An 11,634-nucleotide genomic window follows, 5' to 3' on the forward strand; every position below is an offset into this window, starting at 1 on the left:
AGCGCCGCCAGATCAGACCTGCCGGCTGTCCACGCCGTCACTGAACAGCGATGCACCGTGCTGGTCGGCGATCTGCTTGGCCTTGCGGAAGGTCGAGGCGACCGTGTCATCGCGCGAGGAGAAGAGATCCGCGCGGATGAAGGTGCGGGTCAGTACCCGCTCGCCGTCGCGCTTTTCGATCCGCCCGGCAAGACGATACTGGCCGCCCTCCTGTATGGGCGCCGCGACAAGGAGAAGGTCGTTATACGCTTCGGTTTCCTCCACGGCTTTCGCCGGAGTAGCCGATCCGCCGCCGCGACCGAAGAGTTTTGAAAAGAAAGAAGCCATGGCCGATTGCTAACACAGGCCGGCACGCCCTCCAAGAGGCGAGCGCGCCGGGCCGCGTGTCTCCCTAGATGATGAGATTTGCGAGAATTTCGTTCTCGGTGATGTCTTGATACCCCATGCCCGCGGCATCGAACGCTTTCTTGAGAGCGACGAAATTCTCGGGCGACTTGGTTTCCAGACCGATGAGGATCGAACCGAAGTTGCGGGCGGATTTTTTCAGATATTCGAAACGGGCGATGTCGTCGTCCGGGCCGAGCAGGTTGAGAAAATCGCGCAGTGCGCCGGGGCGCTGGGCGAGACGCAGGATGAAATACTTCTTCAATCCCTTGTGGCGCATCGCGCGCTCCTTGACGTCGGGCAGGCGCTCGAAATCGAAATTGCCGCCGGAGACGACGGCAACGACTGTCTTGCCTTCCAGCTTCTCGCGTCCGAGTTCCTCCAGCGCCGCCAGCGACAGCGCGCCCGCCGGCTCCAGCACCACGCCCTCGACATTCAGCATGTCCACCATCGTCACGCAGATCGCGTTTTCCGAAAGCAGCATCACCTGATCGGCAGAGAACCGGCGAAGGGCGGAAAAGTTGAGCGCACCGATCTGGCCGACGGCGGCGCCATCGACGAAATTATCGACCGTTTCGAGCGTGACCACCGCACCGCTTTCCAAGCTGCGCTTGAGGCTCGGCGCACCCGCCGGCTCGCAAAACAGGAAGTTCGACGGGCCGATCCTGCCGTCGAAATAACCTGTCACGCCGGACGCAAGACCACCGCCGCCCACAGGCAGAACCACGAGGTCCGGCAACTTGCCCTCGCCAAGCTGCGCAACGATTTCCGCTGCCACCGTCGCCTGCCCCTCGATGATATCCTCATGGTCAAAAGGCGGCACCATCAGCGCGCCGGTCGCTTCCGCATGGTCGCGAGCCGCCTTGTAGCACTGGTCGAAGAAGTCGCCGACAAGCCTGATCGTGACGAACTCGCCACCGAACATGCGCGTCTTGTCGATTTTCTGCTGTGGCGTCGTCACCGGCATGAACACCACGCCCGGCACGCCGAAATGGCGGCAGACAAAGGCAAAGCCCTGGGCATGGTTGCCGGCCGAGGCGCAGACGAAGCTGCGCGCGCCGTTTTCCTGCGCCAGGACCTTGCGGAAGAAGTTGAACGCACCGCGGATCTTGTAGGAGCGCACGGGCGAAAGGTCTTCGCGCTTCAGATAGATCTCCGCGCCGTAGCGGGCGGAGAGATGTTCGTTCAGTTGCAGCGGCGTTTCCGGAAAGAGACCGCGCAGGGCCTCCATGGCTGCATCGACGTCGGGTTTCATGCTCTGGTCCGTGTTCGATAGGGATTGGGTTCAAAAAGCGGCATGTCGCCTTCAAATAGAAGGACAGAGGCCGGGCAAGCCGATCATTCTTCAAACCTTTCCAGCGCCCTCGGGACCGCATGGAAGCCGATCCTTGAGTTTGGGCGATGCAGACGCTATTGCATATCGCAGCGACGGACACCACCCGTCCCGGCCGCGCGGCCTTTCGAGACCAACTTGAGCCCAGCCGGCACGCAGGACGCATCCGTTGAACGCCACCATCTTCCGGTCCGCCATCAACATCGCCGCCATCAGCGGCATCTACCTTTCGGTTGCGATGCTGCTACCCGCGCTGGTCGATGTCTACTACGGCAATCCCGACTCGGAGGTCTTCTTCCTTTCGGCCTTCTTCACAGGCGCTCTGTCGCTGGCGACGGCGGCGGCAACGCGGGCCGGGCCGCCGCCCTTCAACAAGCGCATGGGCTTTCTCGTCGTCAACATGCTGTGGCTCTCGGGCACCATCATCGGCGCCATCCCGCTCTGGCTGTCGTCGCTCGACCTCACCTTCGCACAGGCCTTCTTCGAATCGGTCTCGGCGATCAGCACGACGGGCTCCACCGTCATCGTCGGCCTCGACCATGCACCGCCCGGCGTCCTGATGTGGCGTTCGCTGCTGCACTGGCTTGGCGGCGTGGGAATTCTCGCGCTCGGCCTGTTCATCATGCCGTATCTGCGCGTCGGCGGCATGTCCTTCTTCAAGCTCGAATCCTCCGATACGGCCGACAAGCCTTTTGCCCGCATTGCGAGCTATACCCGCGCCTTTCTCGCCATCTACGTGGCGATCACCCTCATCTGCGCCATCGTCTATGCGGCCCTCGGCATGAGCCGCTTCGATGCGTTGAACCATGCCATGTCGACTGTCGCGACGGGTGGGCTTTCGACGCACGACGCCTCCTTCGGCTATTTCAAGAGCCTGCCCCTGCTCTGGGCCGCCACTTTCTTCATGACGCTGTCGAGCCTGCCCTTCTCCGTGCTCATCCTCTTCGTCGTGCGCGGACGCATCGATGCCTGGCGCGATCCGCAAATCCGTGTCTTCCTCGGTTATCTCGTACTCTTTTCCGTCGCGGCGAGCGTCTTCCAGCGCCTCGAAAACGGCGTCGATTTCCACGAGGCGCTGGCCCATTCCTTCTTCACCGTCTCGTCGATCCTCTCGACGACCGGCTTTGCCAGCGACGACTATACCCAATGGGGCCATTTCATCGTGGCGCTCGCCTTCGTCGCGACCTTCATGGGCGGCTGCTCAGGCTCGACCGCCGGCGGCCTGAAGGCCTATCGCCTCATCATCCTCTTCAACTTCATCCGCACCGGCCTCTACCGCCTCATCTATCCCGACGGCATTCACGCCGTGCGCTACGGGCCGATGACGGTCGACGCCGATCTCCAGCGCAGCGTTTTCCTGTTCTTCATCACCTATGTGGCGCTGTCGGCGCTGGGCGCGATCCTGCTCGGCCTGATGGGCTATGACGTGCTGACGGCGATTTCGGCGGCCGCCACCTCGCTCTCCAATGTGGGACCGGGCGTGACGCAGGCGATCGGCCCTGCCGGCACCTTTGCGGGCTTCCATGATGCGGCGCTCTATCTCCTCTCCTTCCTCATGCTGCTCGGGCGTCTGGAAATCCTCACGGTCCTCGTCATATTAACCCCACTCTTTTGGAAGAGTTGACTGTTGTCACTGTTCTTCGCATCCTGCGGCTATCGGGCTGGAGGTTGAGTGTATGGTCGTGTCGAAGTCCCTGTTGCGCATGCTCTTTATCGCTGCGCTGATACCGGTGCCAGCCCTCGCCGGCCCGCTCGCCGATGCGGCGAAGAAGGCGGAGGAACAGGCCGCCGCCGGCGATACGGTCGGCGCACACAATACGATCCGCGATGCTTTTGGCGCTTTTGCCGCAACCCTGCCTTTCTCCATCGGCAAGGCCGTCTTCGTCTCCGCGCCACCGGAAGGCTACGGCATGTTCACCGCGCGGCCGGAATCGACTTTCAAGGTCGGCGAAGCCCTGATCTCCTATGTCGAGCCCGTCGGCCTCACCTGGCGGCCGGGCAAGGACGGCGCCCTGGAATCGCATTTTACCGTCGATCTCGAACTCCTCGACACCAAGGGCACTGTTCTCGCCGAGCAGAAGGCCTTCGGCTCATTCGACTTCAAGGGCACGGTGCGCAATCAGGAAATCTTCGCCAAGCTGACGCTGAACCTCTCGAGCCCGCCGGCCGGCGACTATGTGCTTCGCTATCGGTTCCGCGATGCCGCCAGCGGTGCCGTCGCCATCTGCGAGCAGTCGTTCAAGATCGTCCCGTGATCGAAATCCGCAATGCGACGGCCGGGGATGCCGTAATCCTCGCCGAAATCGGCCTTGCCGCGTGGCGGAAGGGCATCCTGCCGCTGGTGCCCGAAAGCGTCGTGGACCGCGTAACGGCCGAAAACCCGTTCATCCCCTTCCTGAGAGACATGGGGCCGCGCATTCTCGTCGCCACCAGCGATGGTTTGCTCGCCGGCCTTGGCGCCTGTGAACACGGCGATGACTATATCAGCGACGTCTGGGTCTCTCCCGTTTTCGAGGGCCGCGGCGTCGGCTCGGCGCTGTTGCATGCCCTGGAACGGGAAATCATCACGCGCGGCCATTCGCGTGCCCGTCTCCACGTCGCCGCCGCGAACGATCGCGCCTTCGCGCTATACCGGCACCGTGGCTATCGCGAGATCTGGCGCGGGGTCCGGCATGATGCCGTTCTCGATATTCCGCTTGAGAAGATCGAACTTGCCAAGGACCTGGTCGGGACCTGAATCCACCCGTCAAGGTTTTCCACAGCCATCAGAGAAATGTGACAAGGCCAGAATCCGCGCTTTCCAGCGCCTTGCCGGTCAATTATGACAGCCGCATGACAACCCCAGCCACGTAAGGGGCACACATGCTTTCGCTGTTTCGCAAACTCATGCCGCGTGAAGACCGTTTCTTCGATCTCTTCGAGCAGCATTCCCGCACCGTCGTCGGCGCCGCCGAAGCCCTGCAGGCACTTCTCGCCGGCGGGCCCGACATGGAAAAATACTGCGACCGCATCGTCGCGCTGGAAAACGAGGCCGACGCCATCACGGCCGAGGTCCTGCTGGCCGTACGCCGCAGCTTCATCACGCCCTTCGACCGTGGCGATATCAAGGATCTGATCCAGTCGATGGATGACGCCATCGACATGATGCACAAGATGGTCAAGACCATCCGCCTCTACGAACAGACGAGCTTCCAGCCCGGCATGCAGGAAATGGGCGTCACGGTCGTCAAGGCCGCGCATCTGATCGCCGAAGCCATCCCGCTGCTCGACAAGGTCGGCGTGCATGCCGACCGCCTCAGCGCGATCGCCCAGGAAGTCACCCGCGTCGAAGGCCGCTCCGACGAATTGCACGACCAGGGCGTGAAGGCCCTGTTCAAGGAATTCGGCAAGTCCGATCCGATGGCCTACATCATCGGCAGCGAGATCTATGCCGAACTCGAAAAGGTCGTCGACCGCTTCGAGGATGTGGCGGATGAAATCAGCGGTATCGTGATCGAGAACGTCTGATGGACGCCACACTCGCCTTTCCGCTGCTGATCGCCCTTGTCGGCATCGCCCTGCTGTTCGATTTCCTGAACGGCCTGCACGATGCCGCGAACTCGATCGCCACGATCGTCTCGACGCGCGTGCTGCGGCCGCAATACGCCGTCATGTGGGCGGCGTTCTTCAATTTCATCGCCTTCCTGTTCTTCGGCCTGCATGTCGCCGAAACACTTGGCAGGGGCATTATCGATCCCTCCATCGTCAGCCCGCTCGTCATCTTCGCGGCGCTGATGGGCGCGATCATCTGGAATGTCGTCACCTGGATTTTCGGTATCCCCTCGAGCTCTTCACACGCCCTGATCGGCGGCCTGGTCGGCGCCGGCCTTGCCAAGACCGGTTTCGACGCGGTCGTCTGGAGCGGTCTCCTCAAGACGGCAAGTGCCATCTTCCTGTCGCCGGCAATCGGCTTCTTCCTGGCGCTGGTCCTCGTGCTCGTCGTCTCCTGGCTCTTCGTGCGCCAGACGCCTTTTGCCGTCGATCGTACCTTCCGTGTCATGCAGTTCATCTCGGCATCGCTCTACTCGCTCGGCCACGGTGGCAACGATGCGCAGAAGACGATGGGCATCATCGCCGTGCTGCTCTATTCGCAGGGTTATCTCGGCGGTGAGTTCTACGTGCCGTTCTGGGTGGTGATCACCTGCCAGTCGGCGATGGCGCTCGGCACGCTGATGGGCGGCTGGCGCATCGTGCACACGATGGGCTCGAAGATCACGCGTCTCAACCCGATGCAAGGGTTCTGTGCCGAAACCGGCGGCGCCATCACGCTCTTCGCCGCCACCTGGCTCGGCATCCCGGTCTCTACCACCCACACCATCACCGGCGCCATCATCGGCGTGGGGGCCGCCCGCCGCGTCTCCGCCGTCCGCTGGGGGCTTGCCGGCAACATCGTCTGGGCCTGGATCATCACCCTGCCCTCGGCAGCGGCGATTTCGGCGCTGTTCTACCTCGTGTTCAACGCGTTTTCAGGCTGATATCCCCCTGAAACAACACGGCGGAAGCGTTGTCGCTTCCGCCGTGTTTGATAAAATCGCCCGGCACCGCCTAAAGGATGAAATCGCCCGCCTTGAGCTTAAGCGAATGGTCGATTTCAATGGAAAAATCGGCTTTGCCGTCTCCGTTGGTATCGCCATAAATGAACGTGTCGCCGTTCTTTTTCTGATAGCGCAACTCGCCGGCATCCTTGTTGAACTTGTGGGTGCCGATGAATTCGAATTTCTGATTGTGCTTTACGGTGCTGTCGGCGTCGATCAGCTTGAGGTCGATGCGATCGCCCTCCTTGCGTGAAAAATCGAGAATCGTGTCGCGACCGCTGGCCTTCGTCGTCGAGTCCTTGATGGACCTGAAGATGAAGAGGTCCGCACTGGCACCGCCCCAAAGGACATCCGCGCCGGTCCCGCCGATCAGCTTGTCCCTACCGGCTCCACCGCCGAGCTGGTCCCGCCCGCTCTCGCCGAAAATGGAGTCGTTTCCTGCAGAGCCGAAGGCGAGGTCGTCACCCCTTCCCAGAACGATTCGGTCGGAAGCCCGGCCGCCAACGAGCGCATCGTCTCCGGCGCCCCCCTTGAACGTCCCCTTGATCGGCGAAATCGTCAACGAGAAGCCTTGCGTATCAGCGCCGGCAGCGCTGGCAGCGTGGTGAATACTCTTGTCATCACCGGCATCGTCATCGCCGAAGAAGCCGGATCCGATTTTTTCCAGGACGTTCTTGACGCTGCCCTTGATGTCGAGAATGTCCCCGAGCCCTTCACGGGTGACGTCATCCATGCGCTGGAACATCACTTCCGGGTCATCGACCTTGCCGGAGACGCCATCCTCGATGATGGAAAAGAGGTTCGTGTGGAAATTCGTCAGCTTGTCGCGAAGCGCAATCGAATCCTCAACCTGCTGGTAGAAGCGCCCCAGGCCATTCGATTCCAGCAGGGTGCGGACATAGTCCTTCGCGCTGTCGAACAGCGAATCGTAGGTTTTCGCGACAAGGAATTCCTTGACGGCATCGCTGCTCCATTCCGACGGCAATCCGAGATCGTTTTCCCAGATGTCCTTCAGTTCATTGTAGTCGATACCATAGGACTCGAGCTGGTCCTTGATGCCATCCCAGGTATCGCCCCACTCGAGTTCCAGCGGTCTCGACACGTCGTCCGGCAGTATCTCCGCATAATCGACGGTTTCCGAAGAGAAATAATCTTCCAACGCTTCGGAAAAGAGCATGGAGCTCGGATATTCCGCGGCGATCTCGTCAAGCATCTCGAGGCCACGGAAGAGCGTGTTGAAATTTCCGCTCGCGAATTCGTCGATGACCGCTGCGACTTCAGGCGTATAGAGCCCGGAATTCTGGAGAAAGGAGATGACCTCTCCCCAGTCGACCGAGCTGAAGTCGAACGCACGGACCATATCGATATAGCCCTTGAGCTCTCCGATCGTAAAATTGGTGTATGACATGCCCATCCCTCCACTTGCGGACCTGCAAGGAAGGCAACCACGGACTTATTTAGCCGTCAATTGAATTAAGCGGCACGCATAAGAACAGACGAAGTCCTTCTCGCCATCGAGGCTGGGAGAATACTGCGGGGGATGGGAGCGCTGTTTTTCGAAACCGGCAAGCAATGCTGCAAAACAATCCTTGACGTTCCCGCCCAAGCAATTGAAAAGCAAGCCAAGCGGGCGTGGCGAAACTGGTAGGCGAAAGAGACTTAAGACCACACAAGCCTATTGATTCTATTTAATACACTGCGCAAACGGCGTTGCTGAAACGGATCAAACAATGGACAAACGAGATCCGCAAAAGGCTTTTTTCGCGTTGGGCATGCTCAAAAACTTTGTGCCTTTTTCTTCTCAGATGGCGAACCAGTCTTCCGGCGTCATGGTCTTGGGGATCCGGGCACCCGCAGCATGGCTTGACTCTGAGCTGCATCATGGCAACTTCACTCTATCGTAGGCTACAAATGTGCCACCGTAGCGAACTGATTGTATGTTAAAATGAGCCCGATCGGGCATACCCTCGATCGAACCGGGCAATCGTCATCGAACAATGGACACGCACTTATGGTAGACGACGTTCGTCCGACCTCAACGATCACCCTTTCAGACAACGCGCTGAAGGTTGGCGAGACCTCGCTCGTTACCATCACATTCAGCGAGCAGGTTTTGGGATTCGACAATGATGACCTAACCGTCGAAGGTGGAACGCTGAGCACCGTCACGACCTCCGACGGCGGCATCACCTGGACGGCGTTGTTGACGCCAACGGCCAACTTCACAGACGCGACGAACGTCATCACCCTCGACAATTTCGATGTAACAGACCTCGCAGGCAATACCGGTACGGGCGCGACGGATTCTCCGAATTACACGATCGACACGACGCGGCCGACGTCAACGATCGTTGTTTCGGGCGGTAGTGCCGCCGAAACTCGTACAGTTACCATCACATTTAGTGAAAAAATCACTGGATTTGAGGTCGCCGACCTCTCCGTGTCAGCCGGTATGGGGACGCTGGGCAATCTCGCGTCATCTGACGGCGGCCAGACGTGGACCGGGCTATTAACGGTACCAACTGACACGTATAACAGCGGCCGCATCACGCTCGACAACACGAAATTCACCGATTTGGCGGGCAACCACGGCGTCGGCACGACACTTGGCAGTTACTGGGTTGATACACAACGCCCGACCGTGACGATCACCATCCAAGATACCATGCTTGCGGTCGGAGAAACCACGTACGTCGCATTCACATTCAGCGAACACATCAAAAATCTAGACAACAACGCGATTACGGTTGAAGGCGGTACTTTGACCCGGTGGTATCCACCGAGCTCGTTGTCAGACCCCAGTCTGACCTGGTATGCAACGTTCACGCCAACCCAAAATTTGACCGACACGTCGAACATAATCACGTTCCTCAATTCGGGTTTAACGGACTACGCCGGGAACAGGGGTACCGGTACCACCGTATCAAACACGTTCGCTATCGATACCGAGCTTCCAACGGCTACGATATCCGTGTCGGATACAGTGCTGCAGACGGGCGAGACCGCAACAGTCACGATCACGTTCAGCGAAAGGGTCAAAGGCTTTAGTCTGACCGACCTCGTGGTTCAGAATGCGGCGTTGGACGGGCTTGTCAGTGCGGATGGCATCACATGGACGGCGACACTAACTCCGACCGCCGGGATATCCGACGCGAAGAATATTATCACCCTCGAAAATACGGGATTTACGGACGATGCAGGTAATCGTGTAGCGGGGACGACAATCTCCAACAGTTACGTTGTCGAAACGGGAGGCATCCCAAACACTCCTGCAATTGTAACCGGCGATCTGGTGGCGACCATCAATGAGGGCAGCAGCTACGTGCTGACGACGGCTGACCTCAACTTCATCGATCCGGACGACGTTGCCTCTGGCGTCCTCTTCACCGTTTCCAACCAAGAGAGCGTTCAACTCCTGGTCGACGGCGTGGTTAAGACAAGCTTTACCGGCGATCAGCTCATCGCCGGCAAGGTTGCCTTCGTTCATGACGGCACAGAGACGACGACGGCGTCGTTCAAGGTGTCCGTGGAAGACGGCGACGAGGATAACTCGATCCCGACATCGTCCACATTCACCTTCTCCGTCAACCACGTCAACGATGCGCCGAAGCCCATGGGCAGCCTGAAGGGAGTGGTCACGGAAGGCCGCAGCTACAAGCTGAATCCGGCTGCCTTCAAAATCACCGATCCGGACGATGATGCCGCAGACATCCACATCACCGTTTCCAGCGTAAGCGCCGGCAAGCTGCTGTTAAACGGCTCTGTCACGACGAGTTTCACCGTCGCGGACCTCGTCGCCGGCAAGGTCATCTTCGTGCACGACGGCTCGGAAACGCTGAGAGCCTCTTTCAAATTCGCTGTTGAAGATGGCAACGAGGACGGCTCAACGCCAAAAGAATATACCTTCTTGATCTACGTCAACGCCTTTAACGATCCACCGAAGCTCGTCACCAATCAATTGATGATGTCCATCGCCGAGGACGCATCGACGGAAGTGCCGCAGAAGGTCGCGACGCTTGCGGTCTCGGATCCCGACACGCCCCCCTACTACCACATATTGTCCCTGGCCGGCAGTGACGCGGGGCTGTTCGAGATCAAGGATGGCGCGCTCTGGCTCAAGCAGGGTGTCAGCCTCGACTACCAGACCAATACTACTCTCGACGTGACAGTGCGAGTCGACGATACGTCGGTCGGCACGAGCTACGAGGCGGAACAATCCTTCAAGATCACCGTCACTGGCGATTATCAAACGATCGGGACGCCGGGCAATGACAGGCTCGTAGGCACGTCAAACAATGACCAGCTGGATGGCAAAGGCGGCAACGACGTTCTTATCGGCGGTCCCGGCGCCGACAGGCTCGATGGTGGTAGCGGCGTCGATACGGCCTCCTACGAGACGGCAACCGGTGCGGTTGTCGCCAGCCTCTGGCGGCCATCCACGAATAGCGGTGTCGCACAGGGCGACACTTATTTTAACATAGAGAAACTGATCGGCTCTTCCTTCGCCGACTGGCTGGAAGGAAATGGCGGCGCGAACCTCATAGCTGGCGGAGCCGGCAACGACGCGCTTTACGGCGCTGACGGCAACGACATCCTGATCGGCGGCACCGGCGCGGACAAGCTCTATGGCGGCTCGGGCTCCGACACGGCCTCCTATGCCGACGCAAAGGCTGGCATCATCGCCAGCCTTACCAAGCCTTCGATCAACACGGGCGACGCCAAGGGCGACGCCTATTCGTCGATCGAGCACCTCGCCGGCTCTTCTCATGTCGACAAGCTGATTGGCAATACCAATGCGAATAACATCGCCGGCTACGCCGGCAACGATGCGCTTTACGGCGCTGACGGCAACGACATCCTGATCGGCGGCACCGGCGCGGACCTGCTTTATGGCGGCTCGGGCTCGGACATGGCCTCCTATGCCGGGGCAAAGGCCAGCATCACCGCCAGCCTGACCAAGCCCTCGATCAACACAGGAGACGCCAAGGGCGATCGCTATTCCTCGATCGAGAACCTTACCGGCTCCTCCCATGCCGACAAGCTGACGGGCAATACGAAGGCCAACATCATCGCCGGCTACGCCGGCAACGATGCGCTTTACGGCGCCGATGGCAACGACATCCTGATCGGCGGCACTGGCGCGGACCTGCTCTATGGCGGTTCGGGCTCGGACACGGCCTCCTATGCCGGTGCAAAGGCCAGCATCACCGCGAGCCTGACCAAGCCCTCGATCAACATGGGAGACGCCAAGGGCGATCGCTATTCTTCGATCGAGAACCTTACCGGCTCCTCCCATGCCGACAAGCTGACGGGCAATACGAAGGCCAACAGCCTCGACGGTGG

At 59.9% G+C, this 11,634-nt stretch carries 10 protein-coding genes; 7 read left to right on the forward strand and 3 right to left on the reverse strand.

The window, feature by feature from the left end; translation table 11 throughout:
* Positions 1–12: 12 nt before the first annotated feature.
* Both MUU55_RS28570 and ilvA read right to left on the reverse strand, forming a co-directional pair.
* Complete coding sequence (locus MUU55_RS28570; protein ID WP_244764169.1) at positions 13–327, reverse strand: HlyU family transcriptional regulator; 315 nt, start codon at positions 325–327, stop codon at positions 13–15.
* Between the two features lie 64 nt (positions 328–391).
* Positions 392–1,639, reverse strand: a complete 1,248-nt coding sequence (gene ilvA, locus MUU55_RS28575) for a threonine ammonia-lyase (protein WP_244764170.1) — start codon at positions 1,637–1,639, stop codon at positions 392–394.
* Positions 1,640–1,886: 247 nt separating this feature from the next.
* Between ilvA and MUU55_RS28580 the strand changes: the two genes are divergently transcribed.
* From MUU55_RS28580 to MUU55_RS28600, 5 genes are all read left to right on the forward strand, one after another.
* Entirely contained in the window at positions 1,887–3,341 is a 1,455-nt protein-coding gene (locus MUU55_RS28580; RefSeq protein WP_244764171.1) for a TrkH family potassium uptake protein, read from the forward strand.
* 52 nt (positions 3,342–3,393) lie between these two features.
* Entirely contained in the window at positions 3,394–3,972 is a 579-nt protein-coding gene (locus MUU55_RS28585; RefSeq protein WP_303278973.1) for a hypothetical protein, read from the forward strand.
* Positions 3,969–4,454, forward strand: coding sequence for a GNAT family N-acetyltransferase (locus MUU55_RS28590; RefSeq protein WP_244764173.1), 486 nt, complete (start codon positions 3,969–3,971; stop codon positions 4,452–4,454). The genes MUU55_RS28585 and MUU55_RS28590 overlap by 4 nt, the downstream gene beginning before the upstream one ends.
* A gap of 125 nt (positions 4,455–4,579) precedes the next feature.
* Complete coding sequence (locus tag MUU55_RS28595) at positions 4,580–5,224, forward strand: DUF47 domain-containing protein (protein ID WP_244764174.1); 645 nt, start codon at positions 4,580–4,582, stop codon at positions 5,222–5,224.
* Positions 5,224–6,231 carry an inorganic phosphate transporter gene (locus MUU55_RS28600; protein WP_244764175.1) on the forward strand — a complete coding sequence of 336 codons (1,008 nt, stop codon included), beginning with the start codon at positions 5,224–5,226 and terminating at the stop codon, positions 6,229–6,231. Before MUU55_RS28595 ends, MUU55_RS28600 begins: the two co-directional genes overlap by 1 nt.
* A 70-nt stretch (positions 6,232–6,301) precedes the next feature.
* Here MUU55_RS28600 and MUU55_RS28605 read toward each other — a convergent pair whose 3' ends face one another.
* On the reverse strand, positions 6,302–7,699 hold the full coding sequence (locus MUU55_RS28605; RefSeq protein ID WP_244764176.1) for a M10 family metallopeptidase C-terminal domain-containing protein: 1,398 nt from the start codon (positions 7,697–7,699) through the stop codon (positions 6,302–6,304).
* 322 nt (positions 7,700–8,021) lie between these two features.
* On the opposite strand from MUU55_RS28605, the gene MUU55_RS28610 reads away from it, so the two are divergent.
* Both MUU55_RS28610 and MUU55_RS28615 read left to right on the forward strand, forming a co-directional pair.
* Positions 8,022–8,195 carry a hypothetical protein gene (locus MUU55_RS28610; RefSeq protein WP_244764177.1) on the forward strand — a complete coding sequence of 58 codons (174 nt, stop codon included), beginning with the start codon at positions 8,022–8,024 and terminating at the stop codon, positions 8,193–8,195.
* Positions 8,196–8,302: 107 nt separating this feature from the next.
* On the forward strand, positions 8,303–11,634 hold a 3,332-nt coding region (locus MUU55_RS28615), incomplete at its 3' end, for an Ig-like domain-containing protein (protein ID WP_244764178.1).

This window comes from Shinella curvata (assembly GCF_022899935.1).
Classification (GTDB): domain Bacteria; phylum Pseudomonadota; class Alphaproteobacteria; order Rhizobiales; family Rhizobiaceae; genus Shinella; species Shinella curvata.